Below are 23,102 nucleotides of genomic sequence, written 5' to 3'. Positions count from 1 at the left end.
GAAGTGCGGCAGTCAGGGCGCCCCGGGTTTCAGGGGCATGCCGGCCTGGCAGTGACGCTCCTGGGAAATGATGGATGCTTATAAGCCCATGTAGGACACAATAGTCCTGTTCAGAGAACTGTCAATCCCGCGTCGCAACATCGACATGAAACTGTGCCCAGGCAGGACCCCTCTCCCGCTGTCAGCGGCCCCAGACCGCCTCGTCGCACCAGATCGCGCCGTCGCGATAGACGACTCCGGGCGTACGGTCCTGTTTGAGGAAGGTCGGGCCATCCAGGTCGACCAAGTCGCACAACTGCCCGACCACGAAGCCCGGCGCGGCACCCAGGCTGCTGCAGACCATGCAGCCGACCATGACACCCAGCTTGGCCTCCCGCGCCGCCGCCGCGATGAGCAGGGCTTCGGTGAGGCCGCCACATTTGTCCAGCTTGATGTTGAACACGCTGAATCGCCCTTTCAGCCCCTCGACATCCGCCAGCGTCAGCGCGCTTTCGTCTGCCGCCAGCGGAATCGGCGAGGTAAAGCCGTCCAGATCGGCTTCGCGCCCGCGGGCAAGGGGCTGTTCGATGAGTGACACGTCGGCGGCGAGCATGGCGGTCACCAGCCGGTCCAGATCGTCAATCTGGTAGCCCTGATTGGCATCCACGCCAAGCCACACGTCCGGGCGCGCCGCGCGGATCGCCTCGACGCGCGCAACGTCCAGATCCAGATCGCCGGTCAATTTGACCTTGATCGAGCGCGCCTGCCGATATGCCACGGCAGCGACCGCCATCGCGGACGGCTCGTCGGCGCCCACGGTGAAGGTCGTCGGCAAAGGACGCGGCGCTTCGAGCTCTGCAAGCGCCCAGACGGGCCTGCCCGACTGCTTCGATTCCAGCTCCCACAAGGCAGCATCGACCGCATTGCGTGCACCGCCTGCCGGCAGGATCGACCGCAGTTCTTCGCGCGTTGGATGTGCCTGGATGGCATCGCGCGCCGCTTCGATCTGGGCGCGCATGCTGTCCAGGTCCTCGCCGAGGTAGTACACCCCGGTGGCCTCGCCTCGACCGATATGCGTGCCGTCATCCAAGGTGACGAGGATGGCCAGCCGGCTGTCGAAGACGTGGCTGGCAATGCGGAAAGGAGCGGCCAGGCGAAGCGCGTCCACCGCGACCCCGAGTTTCAGGCGGGCCATCAGACGTTCGCCCCGGTTGCAGCGGTGTCACGACTCAATGGGGGCGTTGCCAACAGCGTGATCGAGCACATCTGGTTTCCCTGCCTCAAGGTGAGCATTTCTCACATTGAGACAGTAGTTCTCCGTGAAGAGAACTGTCAATGGGCGGCGGGGTGGGCGCCCTCGCCGCGCCTCCGTGCGGCATCACTTGGATGGGGTGGCGGCCGGAGCAAGCGCAGCGGCGATCCGGGAGACGTGCGCGTTCCAGTCGAACTTCTGCCCTTCCGGCGTCCAACCCAGGCGCACGATCACTGCGTCCTGCGACGGGATCACCGCCACGATCTGATGGTTGTGCCCCATCGCCATGAATGCATCGGGCGGCACGTCCTGCAGCACTTTGCGGCCACCCTCTTCTGCCGCCGCGCGGTTCAACCACAGCTGCGCGCCGTAAGAGGGACGCGGCGATGCGGGCGTGGGGGTCAGCGCGAAGGTCAGCCATTCCCTGGAAAGCAGCTGCTTGCCCCCGGCCCGGCCTTGGTTGAGATGCAGCAGCCCGTAGCGCGCCCAATCGCGGGCCGTCGCGTAGCCATAGGAGCTCCCGACCAGCACACCCGATTCGTCCGGCTCGATCAGTGCGCTGCGCATGCCGGCCGGTTCGAACAGCCGGGTCTGTGCAAACCGGGTCATGCCTTCCAGCGTGCCGCCGGTGGCCTCGAAGACGATGCGCGAGAGGATGTTGGTGGTGCCCGACGAATAGCTCCAGTGCGTGCCTGGTGCGTGCTCCAGCGGCATCGCGGCGGCCAGCGCGGCCATGTCACCCGCCTCGAACAACATCTTGATCGACTCGTTGCCTGGCTTGTAACTCTCCACGAAGGTGAGTCCGCTGGACATCGTCAGCAACTGGCGCAGCGTGATGGCGCCCCGCGGGTCTTCCTTGCCCTGCCACTCGGGAACCGGTGCCGGGTCATCCAGCTTAAGCACGCCGTCATCGACCAGCAGGCCGACCAGCGTGCCCATGATGCTCTTCGTCGCCGACCAGCCGAGCATGCGGGTGTCCTGATTGAATCCGGGCGCGTAACGCTCGGCGACGATCGCGCCGCCCTGCACCACCACGATCGCCCGGGTGTCCGGGTAGCCGCCCACGTTCTGCTCTTCGAACGCCGCACTCACGGCCGCATCCAGTGCGGCGCGGTCGAGCTTCGTCTCAGCGGCCGCCTGCAGCGCCGGGGCCGGCAGGTCGCCCTGTGGCCACGGGCGTGCCGACGGCTGCGGCAGCGGTGAGAGCCGCGCGGCCTGGGCATCGAGCGCCTTCAATGGCACGTCGCCCGTGGTCAACGTACAGCCTACCGCCGGCCGATGCAGCGCGGTGCGGGTGGCTGCACCCGGTGCGGAGGCGGTGACCGTGCCGGCCTTGCGGTCCACCGACAGCGCCACTGCCTTGGTGAACGGGGCCAGTGCGTGGATGTCATCGCGCAGCACGTCCGCCTCGGCACGGTTGGCCACGAAGATGCCGGCGCACGCGATCTGCGCGGAGACCGCTGTACCGAGATCTTCGGCGCTGGCAATGGGCGGCGCGGCAGCCAGTGCTGGCGCGGAGGCAGCGAGTGCCAACGCAAGAAGGCTCCCGCCGGTGGAGTATCGGATCATGAGATGTGTCCTGTGGTTGTTGGGCGTGCGCATGGGGATCAGCGCGTGCGGCATTCGTGACGCAGCGCTGCACCTGCTCTGGCGCCGGTAGGCGTGCCACCCTCAAGGGTGACCACACCATTGACGATGACGGTCTCGATGCCCGTCGGCGATCCCGCAGGCGCATCCCAGCTCGCCACATCGTCCAGTGCGTCCAGATCGAAGACCACGATGTCCGCGCGCATTCCATCGCGGATCAGCCCACGATCGCTCAACCCCATCCGCTGTGCGGGCCAGCTGGTCATCTTGCGGACCGCATCTTCCAAGGTGAGCACCTGGCGTCGCTTCACATACTCGGCGAGGATGCGCGGGAAGGTGCCGTATGCACGCGGGTGCGGGAGGCCGATGGCGCCCTCGGTGCCGTAGTTCACCGCCGCGGCGGCATCACTGCCGATGCTGACCCAGGGTTGCCGCAGCGCGAGCTGCACATCCGCTTCGCTGATCATGAAATACAGCGCCACCGCACGATTGGGCAACCCTTCCAGCGCGATATCCCAGGCCGCATCGGCCGGATCCAGATTCAGTTCGGCACCGATCTCGGCCAGCGTCCTGCCGTGGAAGCGCCGGTATTTGTCACTGAAGCTGTTGGCCAGGCGCACGTTCTGGAAGCCGCCCGAGGCGTGCACCAGGTTCGACCAGCCCGGCATCGAACCTGCCGCAACCTCTTTCTTCATCCGCTCGCGTACCTTGGGATCACGCACACGCTCGATGCCCTTCTCCACGCCATCGGCCCAGACCCAGCTCGGCGCGATGATTTCCAGCCCGGTGCCGCCGGCGGTGTACGGATACAGATCGGCGGCTACATCGACCCCGCGGTCGCGCGCGGCATTGATCGTCGCCAGCGCCTTCGGCATCAGCTTGCCCCACTCCGGTGCATAGGCTGCCTTGAGGTGGAAGATCTCGACCTTGACGCCGCCCTTCTCGCCGATCTCGATGGCCTCCTCGATGGCCTTGACCACCCCGTCGCTCTCGTCACGCATGTGCGTTGCGTAGAAACCGTCGCACTGCGCGGCCACCTTGGCCAGCGAGATCAGATCCGAGGTGCTCTGGAAGCTGCTGGGTGCATAGATCAAGGCGCTGGAGATACCGAACGCGCCGGCCTCCATCGCCATCTTCACCTGCTTGCCCATGGCATCCAGCTGCTTGCGCGTCGGCGCACCGGCGGCATCGCCCATGACATGCACGCGCGCCTGGGTGGAGGAGTAGTACGTGCCGAAGTTGACCGCGATGCCCTGGGTTTCCAGCTGCTTGAAGTAGCCCGGCATCCCCGCTGCAGGCACCGGCGGGCCGCCCTCGCCGCCGATCAGCGTGGTCACGCCCATCCGCAACTTGTTCTCGGCCGCGCCGTCCTTGAGCAGCGCCGCGCCGGACTGATCCATCATGTCGATGAAGCCCGGTGCGACATAGCGGCCCCGCGCATTGATCTCGCGGGCGCCCTGCCCCGGGATCTGGCCGACCAGGACCACCCGCCCATCCTTGACCGCCACATCGGCCCGGACCCAGGGGTTGCCAGCACCGTCGAGCACGCGACCCTCGCGGATCACCAGGTCGTAGTCCGCTGCGGCGGCAGGGGTGGCCAACAGGACCGACAGGCCTGCCCAGAGAAGGGTGCGCTTCATCATTGCTGCTCCTTGCCGGGGCCCTGACCGGCACGCACGTCGTCCACGACCTCGCGGACGGCGTTGATGACGCGATCAGGCTGGTCGATCTGGATGTAGTGGCCGGAATCGCTCACGATCTGTTGCTGCCCCCGAGTGGACATCGCAGCCTGCTCGGCGTGCAGGCTGCGCCACTCCTGCTTGAACCGGGCGCCCTCCTCTGCCGTCAGGCCCATCTTTTTCAGTTCGTCCGGCTGGAACGGCTTCAATGCGGTCAGCACGATCACCGGGCGGTCGCCAAACGAGGTGACCGCGCGGGCATCGTCCATGGTGCTGTCGAAACCGTCGAGCTCGGCGGTCGCACCCGTAACCGAGGCACTGGAGAAGGCGGTGATCTCCGCGGCCTCATCCTTCGGGCGTGGACCATGATCGGCGCGAGAGAACAGGAAGCGCACCAGGCCGGTCCGTGACAGTGCCGTGGCGGTATGCATCAACAGCGACACCTTCTTCGGGTGGACATCGATGCTCACCACGCTGCCGAGCCGGGCGATCTGGTCGGGGTGTGAGGGGTCCACCATCACCAGCCCGGCGACCTGTTCGCCATAACGCCCGACGTAGGTCCGGGTGTACGGCCCGCCGATGGAATGGCCGACCAGCACCAGCGGATCGGTGATGCCCGCGCCCTTCAGCAAGGCGTGCAGATCATCGGCCACGGCCGACGCCCGCTGCGGGGTGTCCTTCGCATCGCTGCGCATGATGCCGGCGCGGTCGTAAGCACAGGCACGGGTGAAGCGGGCGATCCGGTCGTGTACCCGGGTCCAATCCATCGTGCCGCCCGTGCCGAGACCGGACTCGAAGATCACGGTGGGCGAGCCACTGCCGCGACACTCGATATGCATCTGGCGTCCGCCGACATCAACCATCTGCCCACGCAGTGGATGATCGGTCGCCGCGCTCCGGCGCGCCAAGGCCTCGTAGACCACCCCGATGAGGGTGAGCAGGATCACGACCGCCAGCAGACCGAGCACGATCCACTTCACCCACCGACGAAACCGCCGCCAACCCTTCACTGCTGTCATGTCGTGCTCTCTTCAATGGCGTGCTGAAGCCTGCGAGGGGGCGCAGGCGGTTGAGAATCCTGGGACCTGCCTGCCCGGCCAACGCAAACGAACGGGGATGGATTCAGGCCCATACAGGATATAAGCGTCCTATTTGGAGAATTGTCAATGTGCAGTGCGGCCACGGGGCCAGCCCTTGAGCCGCTCCGGAGTGCACGTCGCCCAGCGCCAGACTGCGACAAACCGTCGCAATCGAGCACAAAACGGGCATTTTCGCCGGGAATCCCGACAACCATGCCTTACCATCGGGCCGGTGCATGCGTCCCTCCTCCACCGCTGGCTTCATGCTTGGGCCTTCCTGGCGATTGCGCTGGTAATCGTCGCGCCCATGGTCAGCCGGGCATTGGCGCCGGTGACCCCGCCTGTCATTGAGGCCTCGCCTGCACCCCATCCCCATGCGGCGCATCACGCCATGCCGGATGCCGGCGCGCATGCGGGTCATGACATGCATCACGATATCGGTCATGGCCAGGCCCGCCCCGCGGCCCAAGCGCCTGCCGACCCGCATGCCAATCATGAGATGGGCGTGGACTGCGAGTACTGCCTGATCGCGGCCCGTCTCATCAGCCTGCTCGTGGCGCTGCTCCTGCTGCTGACGCAGTGGCCGGCCGTGTTTCGATCGCTGTCGGGTCTGGTCGAGCGTCGTCGCGCTCCCGCTCACGGCACCCTCGGCGCCCGCGGCCCACCGGCTCTGGTCTGCTGATCCGGCACAGATGCGGTGCAGCCCTGCTGCGCCCTGCCGGCTCATGCCCAACGCCCTGCGCTTTCCGGCCCATCGGCCGGACCTTGTCCCTGCCCCGGTCACGCTGACCGCGGCACCGAATGCTGTGGACCATGACAACTTCTTTTTCGTATCGACCTTTGGCCAAGGCCATCACGGCCGTGCTTGCCGCTGCCCTTCTTCTTCCCGCCACCGTCGCCGCCCAGAACGGTACCGTGCTGACCCTTGGCACCGTACAGGCGCGTTCGGCCGCCGAGCGCGAGCTCTCGGCCCGTTCGGTCTTCACCTCGGTGGATCTCATCGGCGGCGACGTCCTTCAACCGCAGAAGGTCGACCATAGCTGGGAGCTGCTGATGAACGCCCCGGGCGTGCAGGTCACCCAGTTCAAGATGGGCACCGACGCCGGCCGTTTTTCCTTCCGGGGTTTCAACGGCGAGGGCCGCATCAATGCGGTCAAGCTGCTGATCGACGGTATTCCGAGCAATGACAATTCCGGCGGCATGCCCTACCTGGACGCGGTGTTTCCACTGGACATCGCCGCGATCGAGATCGTGCGCGGCACCAACGATGCCAGTTACGGGCTGCATGCGATTGCCGGTGACGTGAATGTGTTGACCCGCCAGGGCGGCAACGACGGCCAGCTGAGCATCACCGCCGGCAGCTTTGGCACGCAGGATGTCCAGTTGGCCAAAGGGTTCGAGAACGGCGCCTGGTCGCAGAACTATTTCGTCGGCTGGCGCACGTCCGACGGCGAACGCGACCACGCCGATGGCACGCAACGCAGCTTCGCCGGCAAGTGGTTCTACACCGACCCCGACGGTCGATGGCGCGCAGGGCTGACCAGCCGTTACTACAAGAATGTCGCACTGGAAGCAGGCTACCTCAGCTATCCAGAGGTGCAGGCCAATCCGACGCAGTCGCCGGCGTACGCACGCGATGATCGCAGCGAGCGCGAGACCGTCCAGACCGCCGTGCACATCGATGGCGCGCTGGGCAGCGACTGGAGCTGGAACGCCAAGGCCTACCAGAACGACTATCGCAACCAGCGCTGGGTGACGTTCACCGCGGGAGGTGCTCAACAGGAACGTTTCAATGACGAGACCCATCGCGGCCTGATCTTGAACACCACCTGGCGCCCGGACTCGCGGCTGGCCGAGTTCGTCCTGGATGCCGGCGTGGACGGGCAGTGGCAGAACAACACGGCCCGCCGCTACAGGACTGTCGCGCGGGAGCGCCAGGCGACCCTGCGCGATTGGGACTACACACTCGATACCCGGGGTGCCTACATGCAGGCAGTGATCCGGCCGATGGACGCCCTGAAGATCGTGCCCGCCTACCGGGTGGATCGCGTGTATGGCGACTTCCACAATGTGGCGACCGGCCTGCATGCACCGGTCTACGACTATGGCCTGATCAAGCAGCCAAAGCTGAGTGTGTCCTACGATCTCAGCCCGACCACGGTCGCATACGCCAACTGGGGGCGCACGTTCCAGATCGGCAGTGGCAATGGCGCGTATCGCACGCAGTTGAACAATCTTGCCCCCTCCATCAACGAGGGGTGGGAAGGCGGGCTCACGTGGGCGCCCGTGCAAGGGCTGCAGACCCGCATCGCGTACTGGGAGCAGCGGGCCACTGACGAGGTCGCCACCGTCCTGGGCGTCAATGGCGTGGTCGGTGCCAACGAGGTCGGCAACGTCGGTGAAACCCTGCGCCGTGGCTGGGATGCCCAGCTGACGTGGCAGGCCAGCGCACAGTGGCGCACCTGGGTCGCGTACTCGCGGCAGAAGGCGGTGATCGAGGTGCCCGACCCCAGTGCGCCGCAGACCCGCGGTCGGCAGATCGAGAACGTGCCGAACTGGCTGGCCAGCGCAGGGGTTGAATACGCGCCGTCGGCCGACTGGATCTTCAGCGCCTGGGCCAACGGCCAGGGCGACTACTTCGTGGAGCGGACCAACACGCTGGGCCGCTACGGCGGCTATGCCCTGTTGAACCTGAGCGCCACGTACCGGCTGGACGCGCGCAACACACTGGCCGTGCAGATGAAGAATGCGACAGATCGTTTCTATGTCTATGCCTGGTACGACAGCGGTTCCTCGGGTTACTCACCCGGTGACGGCCGGGCGTTGTACTTGAGCTGGACCCGGGAGCTCTGACATGCCATCCCCCGCTACCCCGCGTGGATCGGATCGCTGGCGTTTCTACCGCGCGGTGTGGCGGTGGCACTTCTATGCCGGTCTGTTCGTGCTGCCCTTCATCGCCTGGCTGGCGTTGACCGGGGCGGTGTACGTCTACCAGAAACCGATCGACCGATGGATCCACCAGGACCTGAAGGTCGTAGAGAACGCAGCCGTGCCACCCTCGCCTGCCAGCGCCCAGCTGGAGGCGGTCAACGCCGTCAGTCACGGGGCTATCTTCCGTTACACCACGCCGGAGTACGCCGACGGTAGCATCGAGATCGGCGTCCAAGAGGTCGACGGTCGACGGCAGATCTACTACGTCGACCCGGGCACTGCGCAGGTGCTCGGGCACCTGCCGGACAAGGGAACGTTCTCGGGTGTGGTCCGGCAGCTGCACAGCCTCGATCTGCTCGGTGACTACGCCAGTGCCCTGATCGAAATCGCGGCCGGCTGGGCCATCCTGCTGGTGGCGACCGGCGTGTATCTGTGGTGGCCGCGCGGACAGAAGGGAGGGATCACCACGGTTCGCGGGCAGCCGCGACAGCGGCTGTTCTGGCGCGACCTGCATGCGGTGACCGGCGTCTGGGTGGGCGGCGTGCTGGTGTTCCTGGCCGTGACCGGCATGCCGTGGTCAGTGGTCTGGGGCAACCAGGTCAATGCCTGGGCGAACGGTCACGATTATGGCTACCCCGCCGGCGTGAGGGTGGATGTGCCGATGTCCGCGCATCGGCTTGCCGACACAACCAGGCCTGCGTGGTCGATGGAGCAGGCGCAACTCCCGGTGTCAGCGGTGCCGCATGCCCAGCACGCAGCCGCCGATGACGGACATGCCGCACATGGTGGCGGCGCCCTCGGGGACCTGACGCCGCAGCCCGGCGCGCTCGGCATCGACGCGGCCATGCGCCGGTTCAACGTACTCGGCCTTGCGCCGGGTTACAGCATCGCGCTGCCGCGTGGACCCATGGGGGTCTACACCGCATCGGTCTATCCGGAGGATCTGTCGCGTCAGCGGGTGGTGCACCTGGACCAGTACACCGGCCGGGTTCTGCTGGACATGGGCTACGCCGATTACGGCGCGCTCGGGCGAGGACTGGAATGGGGCATCAACGTCCACCTCGGCAACGAGTACGGCACGGTCAACCGCGTCGTGCTGATCGTCGCGTGCGCCGCGATCCTCCTGCTCTGCCTCAGCGGTGCGGTGATGTGGTGGAAGCGGCGGCCCATCGGCGGGATCGGCGTTCCGCCATTGCCCAGACACGGGCGAAGCGTGGCGGGTGTCTTCGTGCTGCTGTGCATCGGTGGCGTGGTGTTCCCGCTGGTCGGCCTGTCGCTGCTGGTCGTGGGTGCGCTGGATTACCTCGTCACCCGTGGCTGGCGACTGACGTGAAGACCCGCACTTCACGCGGCGCACACTACCCTCTTGCCGTCTTACCCATGGAGCTGCCCCCTCGTGAGCCGGCATTGGCCGCCAACGCGCGCGTTAAAAGGACTTACCTGTCTCTCCCTGCTTTGCATGAGTGGCGTTGCCATCGCCCAGCCTGTAGCGGACGGCGCCTCGGTCCCCGCCTTGGATTGGCAGCAGTCCCAGCAGCGGCTGGAGCAGGTCTCCGATGCGCTGGCCGCGGCGGATGCCTCGGTGCGCAACAAGCAGGACCTGCAGGACGCCACCCGCCTGCTGCGCCTGCCGGAGATCACCGCTGAAGTGCGCCGCCTGCAGTTCCAGAAGACCCTCACTCTGCCCCTGGGATCCTTGGCGCCGGTCGCTGAGGCCTTCGGCATCGACTCGCCGTTGCAGTTCACCGAGCGCGACTGGCGCACCCGCCCGGTGGTCACTGCGGTACTGCCGCTGTACACCGGCGGCTTGATCCCGGCCGCCCAACAGGCCGCAGCCGGCGCGACCGACCAGGCCAGCGCCGAGCGCGAATCGCAGCGCCAGTCGCTGAGCGTGCAGCTGGTCCAAGCCTATTTCGGCCAGCGTCTCGCCGAGCAGGCGGTGGACGTGCGCCGCGAGGTGCGCGACGGGCTGCAGCGTCACCTCGACGATGCCCTGAAGCTGGAGCGCGAAGGCTTTGCCACCCGCGCCCAGCGCCTGCAGGCCAACGTGGCCCGCGACAAGGCCGAGCGCGAGTACCAGAAATCGCTGAATGACCTGCAGACGCTGAAGGCAGCATTGGCCACCCTGCTGCGCAGCGGTGGCGACGTTCGCCCGCTGTCGCCCTTGTTCGTGCATCGCGCGCCGATCGGTGCGCTGCCTGCCTTCGAACGTGATGCACAGGCCCGGCAACCGCAGATCGCCCGGCTGCGCGCCCTGGTGGCCCAGGCCGAGCAAGGTGTGCGCGTGCAGCAGGCCAAACTCAAACCCACCGTGTTCCTGTTCGGGCAGTACGATTTCCGCCGTCGCGACGAAATGTTGACCGACCCGGACTGGGCGTTCGGCATCGGCCTGAAGTACACCTTCCTGTCGCCCACCTCGCGTCCTGCCCAGATCAGCGCTGCCCGCGCCCAACAGGATCAGGCCGAGGCCGGCCTGCGCGAAGCCGAGAACCAGGTGACGCTGGGCGTGCGCAAGGCCTGGTACGAACTGGATACCGCCCGCCAACAGTTTCTGCTGCTGGACAGCAGCATCGAACAGAACCGCGAGAACCTGCGGCTGCAGGAGCTGGCCTTCCGGGAGGGCCAGGCCACCTCGCTGGATGTGATCGATGCGCGCCTGGGGCTGGGCGGCGCACAGGTGGAACGCGCGCAGGCCGCGTATCAGTACGACGTGGCGCTGGCACAGCTGCTGGAGATCAGTGGACAGATGGACCGATATGAAGAATTCCGCCGCCGGGGCGACGAGGTGATCGCGCATGAATGACACATTGCAGGCGCCGGCCGACGCGCCGCCGCCGAAGAAACGCAAGGCCGGCATCCTCATCGCGCTGGTACTGGCGATCGTCGTCGTGGTCGGCCTGTGGCTGGCCTGGCGCACGCCGGCCGAACAGCTGCAGGGCATGGCCGATGCCGACACCATCAATGTGGCCGCGAAGATCACCGCGCGGCTGGCCGAGCTGAAGGTGCGCGAGGGTGACCGGGTCAAGGCCGGCCAAGTGCTGTTCGTGCTGGACAGCCCCGAAGTGGCGGCCAAGGAGCAGCAGGCCCAGGGCGCGTTGGAGGCGGCGCGTGCGGTGGCCGACAAGGCCGACGAAGGGGCACGCAGCGAGGACATCCGTGCCGCACAGGCCAACTGGAAACGCGCCGAGGCTGGCGCCACCCTGGCCGATGCGACCTATCAGCGCGTGCAGAACCTGTTCAACGAAGGCGTGATGACGCGGCAGAAACGTGACGAGGCATTGGCCCAGGCGCGCAGTTCGCGCGAGCTCTCCAATGCCGCACGGGCGCAGTACGACCAGGCGCTGGCCGGCGCACGCGACCAGGACAAGCGCGCCGCGCAGGGTCAGGTCCGCCAGGCGCAGGGCGCGGTCGCCGAAGTGGATGCGGCCCGCGACGAGATCAACGGCCGCGCGCCCATGGCCGGCGAGATCAACAAGCGCATGTCGGATATCGGCGAGCTGGTGCCGGCCGGCTACCCGGTCTTTACCCTGGTCGACATCGACCGCATGTGGGTCTCGGTCAACCTGCGCGAATCGCAGATGCGGGGCTTGAAGGTCGGTACCCGCCTGCACGGCAATGTGCCCGCGCTGGATCGTGATGCCGAGTTCGAGGTGTATTTCATCAATCCTGCCGGTGACTACGCCACGTGGCGTGCCACCCGGCAATCGTCCGGCTATGACGTGCGCAGCTTCGAGATCCGGCTGCGCCCGGTCACCCCGGTGGAAGGCTTCCGGCCCGGCATGAGCGTGCTGTTCGGGTGGCCGTAGGGATGAGCCGGTCGGTGTGGGCGAGTGCCAGAGCCTCGTTCCAACGCGAGCTTGGCCACCTGCGCCGCGATCGTGCCGATCTGCTGCTGGTCACGCTGCTGCCCGCCGTGATGCTGGGGCTGATGGCGTGGCTGTTCGCCGCCTCGGTGATGCGCGACATCCCCATCGCGATTGTCGATCTGGACCGCAGCGCCGAGAGCCGCCAACTGGCGCGCATGCTTGATGCCAGCCCCGGCGTGAGCGTGGCCAGCCAGCCGTCCACCCTGGCCGAAGCGCAATCGCAGCTGCGCCGGCTGGAGGTGTTCGCGGTGGTGCTGGTGCCGCGCGATGCCACCCGGCAGGCGCTGCGTGGTGAACAGGGCACGGTGTTCGCGTACTACAACGCCACCTACCTCACCACCGGCCAATCCGCCGTGCGCGATATCGTCGAAGCGGTCAGTGCCTGGAATGCGCGACTACTGGGCGAGCGCATCGGCAAGCAGGTCGGTCCGGCCAAGCTGCGCGCGCCACCGATCGCCGTGCAGTCGGACATCCTGCACAACCCGGCGCGCAGCTATGAGCTGTTCCTGCTGCCACTGCTGTTCCCGGCGATCCTGTCGCTGGGGTTGGCCCTGGCAGTCGCGGCCAGCCTGGGCCGTGAGGTCCGTGATGGGCACCTGCGCGACTGGCTGGGCGACACCCCGTGGTCGGCGATTGCCGGCAAGGTCGTGCCCTACGTCCTGCTGTTTTCGATCTACGGTGCGCTTGGGGTGCTTTACCTTGCCCTGCTCCGTGGCGATGGCGTTGCCGGCAGCATGCTGCTGCTGATGCTGGGGCAACCGCTGTTCTATCTGGCCTGTGCGGCGGTGGCCCTGCTGTTTGTCGGGCTCACCCGGGACATGGGCACGTCACTGTCGGCGATCGGCCTGAGCATCGGCACCGCGCTGGCATTTTCCGGCGCCACCTTCCCCGTGATGGATGCGCCGTTGTTCACCCGGATCTGGAATCTCCTGCTGCCGCTGACCGCCTACGTGAAGCTGCAGACCCAGCAGCAGTTCGTCGGCGCGCCGTGGAGTGTCTCGCTGTCGCCACTGGGGACGTTGCTGCTGATGGTGGCGGTGGCCGGCGGGATCGGTGGCTGGCGGTTGATCGCCGCCGCGCGCAGCGCTGAACCGGCCGCAGCGTCGCCCACGAGCGGGATCGGCGCATGAGCCGTTTCGTCGACAGCCTCCGCCTGACCCTGCGCACGGTGCTCACCGACCGCTATGCCGTTGTGCTGATGGTCGGGGCGGTGGTGCTGTACTCGTTCTTCTACCCTGCCGCATACCGCCATCAGGTGGCCAGCAACCTGCCCATCGTGGTGGTGGACCACGACCAGAGCGCGACCAGCCGTGAACTGCTGCGGCGGGTGGATGCGCTGCACACAGTCCACATCGTCGATCAGCCGGACAGCATCAACCAGGCCCGCCAGGTGATGGAGGCCGGCAAGGCCGAGGGCATCCTGCTGATTCCGGCCAACCTCGAACGCGACATCCTGCGCGGCAGCAACGGCTACCTGGTGCTGATGGGCAATGGCGCCTACCTGGGCCGCGCCAGTTGGGTGCTCGGCGGCGTGGCCGACGCCCTGACCGCGTTCGCTCGCGAGGCCGCCGTGTCCCAGGCGGCCTTCATGGGGGCACCGCAGGCACCGCCGATCACACTGGTGCAGCGCCCGCTGTTCAACACCCAGGAAGGTTATGGAAGCGCCATCGTGCCCGGCGTGGCCGAGCTGATCGTGCATCAGACGCTGCTCATGGGCATTGGTGTGTTGCTCGGCGCGCGTCGGCTTGCCCTGGGTCGCCGCCTGCGATTCGATCTGCCAACGCTGGCCGGCATGGCCGTGGGCTTCGGCGCCATGGGTCTGCTCGGGCTGTTTTACTACGCGGGGTTCACCGCCTGGGTGCAGGACTACCCGCGTGGTGGCAACCCCCTCGGCCAGCTGCTGGGTGGCAGCTTGTTCATCGCCACCACGGTGGCGTTCGGGTTGTTCATTGGCAGCTTCTTCGCGACCCGTGAACGTGCCTTCCAGGTGGTTGTCGCCTGCTCGATCCCGCTGTTCTTCCTGGCCAATCTGTCCTGGCCGGCGGTCACTTCGCCGCCAGCACTGGTGGCCTTGGCCCACCTGCTGCCCACCACGCCCGGGATCAATCTGATGGTGCGGCTCAATCAGATGGATGCCAGCCTGGGTGAGGTCAGCCACGAGCTCTGGACGCTGGTCGCGTTGCTGGCGCTGTACGGTGGTCTTGCGATATGGCGACTGGGTGCCCGCAGGTCGAACTGAGTCACGCTGTTGCGGCCACGCCGCCCGCTAGAGAAGCACCTGCCGCGTGCTGCGAAGAAACTGATGGATTTCCTTCTCCACCGACTCATCCAGCATGTAGACCGGCCTCTGGCCGTTGGGGCAGCGCAGGCTGGGGGTCGTCCCGAACATCCGGCAGATCAAGGGGCGTTCTTCGTAGACCTCACAGCCCTGCTTGCCCAGATACGGACAGCTCAGATCCGCCAGGGCGGCGGCATGCTCGGCATCGCTCTTGACCGGCAGCCGCGCCACCTCCTCGCTGGAGGCGGTGACCGGGCCACAGCAGTCCGTGCATCCCACAATGCAGCGGAAGGTCGGGATCTGGTCGCGCAGACGCTCGATCGCGTCGCGGGTGGCGTAAGGCATTGCGATGACCCTTGGAGCGGCGTCGGCGGTGGGTCATTTTACCGCGTTGGCACAGCCTTCACGCCGCAGTGATCGGTGGTCGGCTTGCGGCAGCCTGAACGCTGCGGCGGCGGAGGTTGAATCGATGAGGGACAACCGCATTGAACAAGGGCGCCCGCGGTTGGGCGCTCTCAGGAGAAATGCATGCCGCACCATGAAAAGGTCGCCCTCGCTGGCGTCATCGAGCACGTGTTTGCACACCGCTTCACCTTGGTCAGCAACGATCAGGCATATCTGGCCGACCTCGGCCCCAAGGGAGCAGAGGCGTTTCCCCTCAAGGAAGGTGCTGCCATCCGGCTGGAAGGAGAACGACGCCCGTCGGAAATCAAAGTGGCCCGTATCGCCAGGAAGGGCGGCAGCTTTGTGGAGGTGGAGCACAAGAAGCCGCATCACGGCCCCAAGCATCATCATCCAGAGGGTCCGGCGGATCCTCGCGTCGCATTGGCCGCAGTGGAGAAGGACGGCTGGACGCCACGCGGCGAACCCGAGCGCAAGCCCAAACACTTCGAAGTACTGGCACGCCGTAAGGGTGGCGAGTGGACCGAGCTGCATGTGGACTTCGCGGGTGTAATCTACAAAGAGAAGCACGCAGACCCGGAGAAGTGGGCGCTGTAATACCTGCCCACTCTGCAGCACGTAGTACCCAGAGCCCTGGAGATTCCGGGGCTCTTCCATGTGTGACGCAACACAACCATCACAGGCGGACGCGCATAACATGCGCGCCCCACCGGCATCGGGGCTGACCCAGCGAGCATCGAGCCAACGCACGTGAGCCCACCTTCCCCTGCCCCCTTGTCCGTGCGCTCGGCGGATCGCGCGCTCGATGGCGTGAACTTCTTCCTGGCCGATGTGCGGGATGGGTTGGGGCCTTATCTTGCGATCTACCTGTTGGCCGTACACAAATGGGAGCCGGCCAGCATCGGCCTGGTGATGACGGTCGCGGGGCTGGCTGCGCTGCTGGCGCAGACGCCGGCGGGCGCGCTGATGGATCGGGTCAACGCCAAGCGGGCTACCGTCGTCATCGCCGCCCTTCTGGTCACGGGCAGCTGCCTCGTGCTGCCGTGGACCACCTCCTTTTCGCTCGTCGCCGTCACCCAGGCCGTCAGCGCCGTCGCCGGCACCGTCTTTGCCCCGGCGATCGCGGCCATCTCGCTGGGCATCGGTGGGCCTCCGGCGTTCGCCCAGCGCATGGGTCGCAACGAGACCTTCAATCACGCAGGGAACGCCGTTGCGGCGCTGCTGGCTGGTGGTCTGGCCTACATCGGGGGCCCGGTCGTCGTGTTCTATCTGATGGCCGCACTGACCCTGGCCAGCGTGGCCGCGGTGCTGATGATCCCGGCCAAGGCCATCGACCACGAGCGGGCGCGCGGCTTGCCCGCCGGCCAGGAGCGCCAACCGGGGCCGTCGTCTGCAGGCCTGCTGCTGCGCGACCGCACCCTGCTGACGCTGGCTGCGTGCTGCGCGCTGTTCCATCTGGCCAACGCGGCGATGCTTCCGCTGGTCGGCCAGAAGCTCTCCCACACCAGCCCGGCGCTGGCCACCACCTTGACGGCGGCGTGCATCGTCGCGGCGCAACTGGTCATGGTGCCGGCCGCGATGCTGGTGGGCAGGCGCGCCGACGACTGGGGACGCAGGCCCTTGCTGTTGGCCGGCTTCCTGATCCTGCCCATCCGTGGCCTGCTCTATCCACTGTCCGATGCACCGGCCTGGCTGCTTGGCGTGCAGCTGCTGGATGGCATCGGGGCCGGCATTTTCGGGGCGCTGCTCCCGGTCATGGTCAGTGATCTGACCCAAGGCACCGGCCGGTTCAATGTGACCCTCGGGGCGGTCTCGACGGTCTTCGGCTTGGGCGCTGCACTCAGCCCGGGGCTGGCCGGGGTGATCGTGCAGTTCGCTGGGTATGATGTCGCGTTCCTGACCCTGGCAGCGATTGCAGCGGTGGCCTTCGTGCTGGCAATGACCCTGCCGGAGACCCGACCTCACACGGGCCGCGTTTCGACGGTGGCTGCACCGACGGACGCGACCTGACGCCAGCCCCTGCGTTTTTCCTGAGCCATCAATGCACGTTCCCACAACCTCCCTGATCATCTGGATGGTGACCGCCGTTGCCACCAGCGGTGTCATCTTCCGTCCCTGGCGCATCCCCGAATATGTCTGGGCGCTGGGCGCGGCCGTGCTGCTGGTGGCGACCGGCCTGGTTCCCGTGCCGACGGCCCTTGGGGCAGTGGCGGAAGGCGGCGACGTCTACCTGTTCCTGATCGGCATGATCGTGCTGGCCGAGCTGGCGCGTCACGAGGGGCTGTTCGACTGGCTGGCCATGTATGCCGTCCAGCATGCCAAAGGTTCTGGACGGCGGCTGTTCGACCTGGTCTTCCTGGTCGGCACGCTGGTGACCATTTTCCTGTCCAACGACGCCACCGCCGTGGTGCTCACACCGGCGGTTTACGCCGCCTGCAAAGCGGCCCGGGCCAATCCCCTGCCGTACCTGTTCGTCTGCGCGTTCATTGCCAACGCGGCCAGCTTCGTGCTGCCGATCTCCAACCCCGCCAATCTGGTCGTGTTCGGCAGCCACATGCCCTCGCTGCCGGAGTGGCTGCGGCAGTTCAGCCTGCCGTCGCTGGCCGCGATCACGATGACGTATCTGGTACTGCGTCTGGCTCAGCGCCGTGAGATCGCGCATCCGCTGGCGGAGCGGATCGAGCACCGCGCCCTGTCCGAGGGCGGTCGCCTGTGCGCCATCGGTGTCGGGCTCACCGGCGTCGTACTGCTGGTGACCTCGGCGATGAACGGCCCGCTCGGTTTGACGACCTTCTGCGCCGGTGCGCTCACGTTGGCGGCGGTTCGCCTGCGCCAGCGTCGCAGCCCGCTGCCAATACTGCGTCATGTCGCCTGGGGGGTGCTGCCCCTGGTGGCTGGCCTGTTCGTGCTGGTGGAAGCCGTTGCCCAGACCGGGGTGATCCGCACGGCGGCGCACGCATTGGACGCACTCGCGCGGAGCTCGCCCTCCGAGGCCAGCTGGGTCGCGGGGATCGCGGCGGCGGTGGCCAGCAATCTGGCAAACAACCTGCCCATTGGGCTGGTGGCTGGCTCGCTGGGGCAGATGGCAGAGCTGCCGGCGCACACCCGCGCGGCGCTGCTCATTGGCGTGGACCTGGGGCCGAACCTGTCGGTGACCGGATCGCTGGCGACGATGCTGTGGCTGGTCGCGTTGCGTCGGGAGGGCGAGAACGTCAGCGCCCTGCAGTTCTTTAAACTGGGCATGCTGGTGATGCCGCCGGCACTGATCGCGGCGCTATTGTTGCTCTGACGATCGCGTGTCACCCCTGCGATGCGGTGACGCATGCCCTCTTTTCAGGCGGCCTTCGGCGTCCACTGGCGCAGCGTGGCGGCTTTCAGCGACTGCTGCCCGCAACCGGTCGGGCAACGCAGTACCCGCGCGGCCGAGGTGCTGACAAAGCCCGCCCCTTCCTGCGCCTTGAAGATCACCTCACAGGACAGGCATCGCGCCACCATCGAATACAGGTGGACGATGCGGCCGCTGCAGGGGTCCTGAAGCGCGTTTACATCCAGCAGGTCGAACTGGCAGCTGTCGGGCATCGCGCGACGGGGAAACGGAAGGGAAACGGTCGTCTGGAGGTTCACGCGTGCCAGCCTCGATGAAGTGGCACCCACTTTATTGATCCCGATGTGGAGCGTGCGTGCACTGGACGACCGTGTCGCGTGATCACAGCGTGGCTTGCGCCTGCAGCGTGAACACCCAGCTATCCGGTCGGCTCTCGTATGCCCCGGGGCGCGCGACATACTGCACCGCAGGCCTCAGGATAAGCCACGGAGTGACCTGCACCCCGTAGTTGAGTTCCACGAACTGCTCGTTGCTCTGCACGTCCTTGCCGGTGATGCGCTGGTATTGGGCAAGACGATCAGAGATGTCCAGCCGGGTCCACGCCAGGCTGAGCACATCATCCTCGCGTGAGGCCACCACGCCGCGCCAACTCAGGCCGGCCTCCCACGAGTAACGCATGAGACCGGTCTTGGCATCCGCACGCGTGGCCACGCCGAATACCGACAGACCGCGCACGGTGTCGCCTTCGGGTTTCAGCACGCGCTGCGCCAGCTGGATATACGAACCGCTGCGATGCGACGCCCGCGGTGCGGCCGGATTGCCGATGTCGTCCGCGTTGGACGTGTCCAGGTAATAGCCGACCTTGTAGGTGCCACCGTAATGCTGCCCGGTGTTGCCGTGGCTGTAGCCCACTTCCACGGGCAGGAACAGGCCGGTCTTGCCACGGTCGGACACGCGGAAGCCACTGCCCTCCTGCTTGCGCATCGGCACGACATCGTAAATACCGGTCTGCGCGTACCAGCCGGAAGGATCGGCCCACTTCACCCGCAGGCCCCACTGGCCGGTCGGGTTGTCCAGCCAGCCGGAGCTGTAGATCGGGCCCAGCGGATGGCCGCACTGGCCGTTGTTGTTGAAGTTGCAGGTATAGGGCAGCCCGCCGAAATCATTGCCCATCGAATAGAAACCGCCCTTGAGGCTCAGCCGCTTGTCCAGCAGCCAGCGCTCATAGGAGAGTTCGTTGAAGCGCAGGTTCTGGCCCTGCCCATAGAACGCCTGATTCTGCACGTACGAGCCGGTCGAGCGGTCATTGACCGCATTGCCGAAGCGGTCGGAGAACACCACCCGCATCGTGCCGTCGAAGCCGAAGGCCTTGCCGGTATCGATCATGGCGCCGAAATCGACGTGCTCGGCGGTGGACCAGCCGGTGCCCTTGTAGCCGTCGCTGTTGACGCCGGTGGCAACCACGATACGCGCGCTCGGCGTGATACCCCGATCCTGCAGCCAGATCCGGGCCGCCCAGTCGGCGCTGAGCGGTGTCTGGGCAATGGTGTCCACCGGCGCGGGTTTGGAGGGGCCTGATTCAGCCGCCCTTGCCGGCGCGTTCGCTGCGGAGGCCACCAGCGCCAGGCCAATCAGGAGAGCGTTACGCGTCATGCCGACGCCCTCCGCTGCCTGCGTTTTTTCCAGACACGTCGCACCAGCAGGATCACCCCCACGAAGGCGGCAAGCCCGAGGATCAACAACGGCAGCCACAGGCGCGCGATCTTGGCCAGCAGTGGCTTCTCACCACCCTCCCGGATCAACGCGACCTGCGCTTCGGTGACCTGGTCGCCGGGACCGAAGGTGGTCCGCACGTACGTGGCGACCGCCGCGACGTCCGCGTCACTCAGCGCCTGTACGTACGAGCCCTCGGAGAAATGCGGCATCAGTACATGTTCGCCATCCACGTCGCGGTCGATGCCGCCGAGGATGGTGGCGACCAGATTCTGTGGCTGGACCATCCCCACGGTGCTGTTGTGCACCAGCGACGGGTAGTAGCCATCTTTGCCGCCCTCGCCTCGCGAGCCATGGCAGCTGGCGCAGAGGCCGGAATACAGCACGGCACCCGAGGCGATGGGCGCGTCCGTGCCGCGAATCGCAGGCTCGCCCGGCGCGGCGGTGGCATCGCCCCAGGCAAAGGCCGCGCGGGTGGCGTCCTTGTCGGCCACCGCCGGCACCGTCCGCAGGTAAGTCACGATCGCGCTGATGTCCTCATCGCGAAGCTTGGAAAGGCTGTTGCTCACCGCCTCGGCCATGCCGCCGCCGGCCTGGCCCTTGCCCGCCACGCGGCCGGTCTTCAGGTACTGAGCCAGTTCGTCATCGGTCCAGCCGCCGATCCCGCTGATCGGATGGGAGGTGATGTTGGGGGCATACCAGTCGCCCAGCGAACCACCGGCGAAGGCTTTGCCGCCCACCTCCTGCATCATCAGCCCGCGCGGGCTGTGGCAGCTGGAGCAGTGGGCCAGCCCCTCGACCAAGTAGGCACCGCGATTCCACTGCGCGCTTTTCGCTGGATCGGGTTTGAACGGCGTCTTGTCCAGGAACAGCAGGTTCCAGACGGACATGGAGGAGCGCACGCTGAAGGGGAACGGCAGCTCGGTCGTATGCGCCTCCTCGTCAACCGGTGCTACGCCCTGCATGAAGTAGACATACAACGCGTGGACGTCCTCGTCGGTCAGCTTGGCGTAGGAGGTGTACGGCATGGCTGGATACAGGTGGGCGCCGTCCTTGCGCACGCCCTCGCGAACCGCCTTGGCGAAATCGGCTTCACTATAGGTGCCGATGCCATGAGTCTTGGACGGGGTGATGTTGCTCGCCCAGATCTCGCCCAGCGGCGAGGCGATCGCGTAGCCGCCGGCGTAGGGCTTGCCCTGTTTCGGATTGGTATGGCACGCCACGCAGTCCGCCGCGACCGAGAGATAGCGCCCGCGTTCGAGCATATCGTCGGCGCGCGCGGTCTGCATGGCGCCAACCAGCAGGCCGACTGCGATGAGCACAAGCGTCTTCATGCCGAACGCTCGATGGCATCGGCCGCGCGCAGGGCCAGTGCTGCCATGGTCAGGGTGCTGTTGACGACGCTGGCCGAGACCATCGCGCTGCCACCCGGGAGCCACAGGTTCGGGTGGTCATGCGCGCGACAATCGCCATCGACCACGGAATCGCGCGGATCGGCGCCCATGATGGTCGAGCCCATGATGTGGTTGTTGGCATTGAGCGCGGTGGTGATCACGAATTCTTCGGCGTTGAACAGTTTGCCGATGTGCCGCAGCTGCTCGCAGGATTTGTCGTAGCCCTTGCGCGCGTAATCGCCCAGCGAGTAATGGATGTCCGGGCAGGCAAGACCGTGGCCATCGACCCGGGTCTTGGACAGCGTCAGGCGGTTGGTCGGATCGGGCAGCGGCTCCAGGCTGATCGACAGGTCCACGCCGTAGATCGCGCGGCGTCGGATTTCCGCGTCCAGTGCCTCACCGGCCAGCCCCATTTTCAACGCCTGGTCGGTGGCGATCGCCACCCGGCTGATGTTGTTGAGGATGATCTTGGTGGCCGAATACTCCGACCGGAACGCGCCATCGCGTGGCCCGACCATGCAGCTGGACTGCGCGGGGCCACGCCCCAGCCAGATCGGCCGGTCCGCAATGAAGGAGCAATGGAAGCCGGAGTGGTCCAGCATGTTGCGCCCGACCTGATCGGACGAATTGGCGATGCCGTTCGGATTCTGTTCGTTGGCGGCGAGCAACAGCAGGCGCGGCGTTTCCAGTGCGTTGCAGGCGATCACGAAACTGCGCCCGGTGGCCTTGTGGCTGACCTTGTCGCTGTCATACCAGTGGATGGCGGTCACCCGGTTCTGCGCGTCGGTGTCGATCTTGTAGGCCACCGATTCGGCCAGCAGCTTGGCACCCAGCGCCTCGGCGGCCTGCACGGTATGGACGCCGTTGTACATCGCACCGATCGGGCAGATCGGCTGGCAGTTGTTGTTGCCACAGCAGGCCGGACGATCATTCCAGGGCTTGATCATGCGGCCCTGCGGAATCGGCACCAGGTTGTAGCCGTGCGGATTGACGACGTCGGCGAATACCTTGTCACCGTTGCCCCATGGAATCATGTCGGCCAAGTACGGCTTGGACCGTTCTGATGGGCTCTGCTGCGCCGGGTCGTTCGGCCCGGAGACACCCATGGCCTCCTCGGCGCGACAGTAGTAAGGCTCGATGTCCTCGTAGCTGATCGGCCAATCGCGTCCCACCCCGTAGGCGGACTGCATTTTGAAGTCGACCGGCAGATGGCGCCAGCAGGAGGCCGCCCAGTGCCAGGTCGTGCCACCGACCGCCTTGATGAAGCCCTGGTGGAAGCTGCTGGCATCGGGGCCGGTCAGGCCGACGTAATCGTTGGCCGGGAAGTACAGCGGCGCGGTAGCGAACTTCGATTGCGGGTACGGCCCCTGAAAGTCGCTGCCGATGCGCCGCTCGAAGCTGACGTTGCGCCAGTTTTCAACAACGTCGGAGCGATTCAGGCGCGGCCCGGCTTCGAGCACCAGCACGGATTTTCCAGCACGCACCAACTGGTGGGCGATCAACGCACCGACCACGCCAGAACCGACGATCACGACGTCGGCATCGGCATCGCCATCACGGAAAACCGGAGCTTTCATGAGAGGAGTCCAGATCTAGAACAACAGAGAGAGAAGGCCG

At 66.5% G+C, this 23,102-nt stretch carries 19 protein-coding genes; 10 read left to right on the top strand and 9 right to left on the bottom strand.

What is annotated here, in order from left to right:
• Positions 1–181: 181 nt before the first annotated feature.
• The 4 genes from ABE464_RS05270 to ABE464_RS05255 form a co-directional block, all read right to left on the bottom strand.
• Positions 182–1,174 carry a dipeptide epimerase gene (locus ABE464_RS05270; RefSeq protein WP_346471058.1) on the bottom strand — a complete coding sequence of 331 codons (993 nt, stop codon included), beginning with the start codon at positions 1,172–1,174 and terminating at the stop codon, positions 182–184.
• A gap of 183 nt (positions 1,175–1,357) precedes the next feature.
• On the bottom strand, positions 1,358–2,800 hold the full coding sequence (locus tag ABE464_RS05265) for a serine hydrolase (protein WP_346471057.1): 1,443 nt from the start codon (positions 2,798–2,800) through the stop codon (positions 1,358–1,360).
• Positions 2,801–2,838: 38 nt separating this feature from the next.
• Positions 2,839–4,458, bottom strand: a complete 1,620-nt coding sequence (locus tag ABE464_RS05260) for a D-aminoacylase (protein ID WP_346471056.1) — start codon at positions 4,456–4,458, stop codon at positions 2,839–2,841.
• Entirely contained in the window at positions 4,458–5,477 is a 1,020-nt protein-coding gene (locus ABE464_RS05255) for an alpha/beta hydrolase (RefSeq protein ID WP_346471055.1), read from the bottom strand. The genes ABE464_RS05260 and ABE464_RS05255 overlap by 1 nt, the downstream gene beginning before the upstream one ends.
• Positions 5,478–5,859: 382 nt before the next feature.
• Here ABE464_RS05255 and ABE464_RS05250 point away from each other — a divergent pair, with 382 nt between their 5' ends.
• From ABE464_RS05250 to ABE464_RS05220, 7 genes are all read left to right on the top strand, one after another.
• Positions 5,860–6,258 (top strand): hypothetical protein, encoded by a 399-nt coding sequence (locus ABE464_RS05250; protein WP_346471133.1) that lies wholly within the window; start codon positions 5,860–5,862, stop codon positions 6,256–6,258.
• Between the two features lie 131 nt (positions 6,259–6,389).
• Positions 6,390–8,429, top strand: a complete 2,040-nt coding sequence (locus tag ABE464_RS05245; RefSeq protein ID WP_346471054.1) for a TonB-dependent receptor — start codon at positions 6,390–6,392, stop codon at positions 8,427–8,429.
• A 1-nt stretch (position 8,430) separates the two neighbouring features.
• Positions 8,431–9,840 (top strand): PepSY domain-containing protein, encoded by a 1,410-nt coding sequence (locus ABE464_RS05240; protein ID WP_346471053.1) that lies wholly within the window; start codon positions 8,431–8,433, stop codon positions 9,838–9,840.
• A 126-nt stretch (positions 9,841–9,966) separates the two neighbouring features.
• A complete protein-coding gene (locus ABE464_RS05235) occupies positions 9,967–11,310 on the top strand; it encodes a TolC family protein (RefSeq protein ID WP_346471052.1) in 1,344 nt (447 codons plus the stop codon).
• Positions 11,303–12,313 carry an efflux RND transporter periplasmic adaptor subunit gene (locus ABE464_RS05230; protein WP_346471051.1) on the top strand — a complete coding sequence of 337 codons (1,011 nt, stop codon included), beginning with the start codon at positions 11,303–11,305 and terminating at the stop codon, positions 12,311–12,313. The genes ABE464_RS05235 and ABE464_RS05230 overlap by 8 nt, the downstream gene beginning before the upstream one ends.
• 2 nt (positions 12,314–12,315) lie before the next feature.
• Positions 12,316–13,503 (top strand): ABC transporter permease, encoded by a 1,188-nt coding sequence (locus ABE464_RS05225; protein ID WP_346471050.1) that lies wholly within the window; start codon positions 12,316–12,318, stop codon positions 13,501–13,503.
• Positions 13,500–14,612, top strand: a complete 1,113-nt coding sequence (locus ABE464_RS05220) for an ABC transporter permease (protein ID WP_346471049.1) — start codon at positions 13,500–13,502, stop codon at positions 14,610–14,612. Before ABE464_RS05225 ends, ABE464_RS05220 begins: the two co-directional genes overlap by 4 nt.
• Positions 14,613–14,639: 27 nt before the next feature.
• Here the strand turns inward: ABE464_RS05220 and ABE464_RS05215 are convergent, their stop codons facing one another.
• Positions 14,640–14,996 carry a YkgJ family cysteine cluster protein gene (locus ABE464_RS05215; protein ID WP_346471048.1) on the bottom strand — a complete coding sequence of 119 codons (357 nt, stop codon included), beginning with the start codon at positions 14,994–14,996 and terminating at the stop codon, positions 14,640–14,642.
• Positions 14,997–15,179: 183 nt separating this feature from the next.
• Between ABE464_RS05215 and ABE464_RS05210 the strand changes: the two genes are divergently transcribed.
• The 3 genes from ABE464_RS05210 (at position 15,180) to ABE464_RS05200 (ending at position 18,342) form a co-directional block, all read left to right on the top strand.
• Complete coding sequence (locus ABE464_RS05210) at positions 15,180–15,650, top strand: hypothetical protein (RefSeq protein ID WP_346471047.1); 471 nt, start codon at positions 15,180–15,182, stop codon at positions 15,648–15,650.
• Between the two features lie 153 nt (positions 15,651–15,803).
• Positions 15,804–17,063, top strand: coding sequence for an MFS transporter (locus tag ABE464_RS05205; protein ID WP_346471046.1), 1,260 nt, complete (start codon positions 15,804–15,806; stop codon positions 17,061–17,063).
• A gap of 31 nt (positions 17,064–17,094) precedes the next feature.
• Positions 17,095–18,342 carry an arsenic transporter gene (locus ABE464_RS05200; RefSeq protein ID WP_346471045.1) on the top strand — a complete coding sequence of 416 codons (1,248 nt, stop codon included), beginning with the start codon at positions 17,095–17,097 and terminating at the stop codon, positions 18,340–18,342.
• Positions 18,343–18,386: 44 nt separating this feature from the next.
• On the opposite strand, the gene ABE464_RS05195 is transcribed toward ABE464_RS05200, so the two are convergent.
• The 4 genes from ABE464_RS05195 to ABE464_RS05180 all read right to left on the bottom strand — a co-directional run bounded on the left by ABE464_RS05195 (position 18,387) and on the right by ABE464_RS05180 (position 23,062).
• Complete coding sequence (locus ABE464_RS05195; RefSeq protein ID WP_346471044.1) at positions 18,387–18,632, bottom strand: hypothetical protein; 246 nt, start codon at positions 18,630–18,632, stop codon at positions 18,387–18,389.
• Between the two features lie 127 nt (positions 18,633–18,759).
• A complete protein-coding gene (locus tag ABE464_RS05190) occupies positions 18,760–20,031 on the bottom strand; it encodes a carbohydrate porin (protein WP_346471043.1) in 1,272 nt (423 codons plus the stop codon).
• The gene (locus tag ABE464_RS05185) at positions 20,028–21,425 is read right to left on the bottom strand and encodes a cytochrome c (RefSeq protein ID WP_346471042.1); all 1,398 of its coding nucleotides are present in this window, start codon (positions 21,423–21,425) and stop codon (positions 20,028–20,030) included. The genes ABE464_RS05190 and ABE464_RS05185 overlap by 4 nt, the downstream gene beginning before the upstream one ends.
• Positions 21,422–23,062 (bottom strand): GMC family oxidoreductase, encoded by a 1,641-nt coding sequence (locus tag ABE464_RS05180; protein WP_346471041.1) that lies wholly within the window; start codon positions 23,060–23,062, stop codon positions 21,422–21,424. Before ABE464_RS05180 ends, ABE464_RS05185 begins: the two co-directional genes overlap by 4 nt.
• Positions 23,063–23,102: the final 40 nt, after the last annotated feature.

This window comes from Stenotrophomonas sp. TWI587, assembly GCF_039674145.1.
In the GTDB taxonomy this organism is placed as follows: domain Bacteria; phylum Pseudomonadota; class Gammaproteobacteria; order Xanthomonadales; family Xanthomonadaceae; genus Stenotrophomonas; species Stenotrophomonas maltophilia_AY.
Note: the sequence above shows the minus strand (reverse complement) of the source record. Positions and strands in the feature narration are given on the sequence as shown.

Excerpts from the sequence above, each read along its gene's own strand:
- ABE464_RS05265 (WP_346471057.1), bottom strand. The coding sequence starts at position 2,800 with ATGATCCGATACTCCACCGGCGGGAGCCTTCTTGCGTTGGCACTCGCT.
- ABE464_RS05180 (WP_346471041.1), bottom strand. The coding sequence starts at position 23,062 with ATGAAAGCTCCGGTTTTCCGTGATGGCGATGCCGATGCCGACGTCGTG.
- ABE464_RS05220 (WP_346471049.1), top strand. The coding sequence starts at position 13,500 with ATGAGCCGTTTCGTCGACAGCCTCCGCCTGACCCTGCGCACGGTGCTC.
- ABE464_RS05270 (WP_346471058.1), bottom strand. The coding sequence starts at position 1,174 with ATGGCCCGCCTGAAACTCGGGGTCGCGGTGGACGCGCTTCGCCTGGCC.
- ABE464_RS05200 (WP_346471045.1), top strand. The coding sequence starts at position 17,095 with ATGCACGTTCCCACAACCTCCCTGATCATCTGGATGGTGACCGCCGTT.
- ABE464_RS05240 (WP_346471053.1), top strand. The coding sequence starts at position 8,431 with ATGCCATCCCCCGCTACCCCGCGTGGATCGGATCGCTGGCGTTTCTAC.
- ABE464_RS05210 (WP_346471047.1), top strand. The coding sequence starts at position 15,180 with ATGCCGCACCATGAAAAGGTCGCCCTCGCTGGCGTCATCGAGCACGTG.
- ABE464_RS05195 (WP_346471044.1), bottom strand. The coding sequence starts at position 18,632 with ATGCCCGACAGCTGCCAGTTCGACCTGCTGGATGTAAACGCGCTTCAG.
- ABE464_RS05190 (WP_346471043.1), bottom strand. The coding sequence starts at position 20,031 with ATGACGCGTAACGCTCTCCTGATTGGCCTGGCGCTGGTGGCCTCCGCA.
- ABE464_RS05225 (WP_346471050.1), top strand. The coding sequence starts at position 12,316 with ATGAGCCGGTCGGTGTGGGCGAGTGCCAGAGCCTCGTTCCAACGCGAG.
- ABE464_RS05230 (WP_346471051.1), top strand. The coding sequence starts at position 11,303 with ATGAATGACACATTGCAGGCGCCGGCCGACGCGCCGCCGCCGAAGAAA.
- ABE464_RS05260 (WP_346471056.1), bottom strand. The coding sequence starts at position 4,458 with ATGAAGCGCACCCTTCTCTGGGCAGGCCTGTCGGTCCTGTTGGCCACC.
- ABE464_RS05185 (WP_346471042.1), bottom strand. The coding sequence starts at position 21,425 with ATGAAGACGCTTGTGCTCATCGCAGTCGGCCTGCTGGTTGGCGCCATG.
- ABE464_RS05215 (WP_346471048.1), bottom strand. The coding sequence starts at position 14,996 with ATGCCTTACGCCACCCGCGACGCGATCGAGCGTCTGCGCGACCAGATC.
- ABE464_RS05245 (WP_346471054.1), top strand. The coding sequence starts at position 6,390 with ATGACAACTTCTTTTTCGTATCGACCTTTGGCCAAGGCCATCACGGCC.
- ABE464_RS05235 (WP_346471052.1), top strand. The coding sequence starts at position 9,967 with ATGAGTGGCGTTGCCATCGCCCAGCCTGTAGCGGACGGCGCCTCGGTC.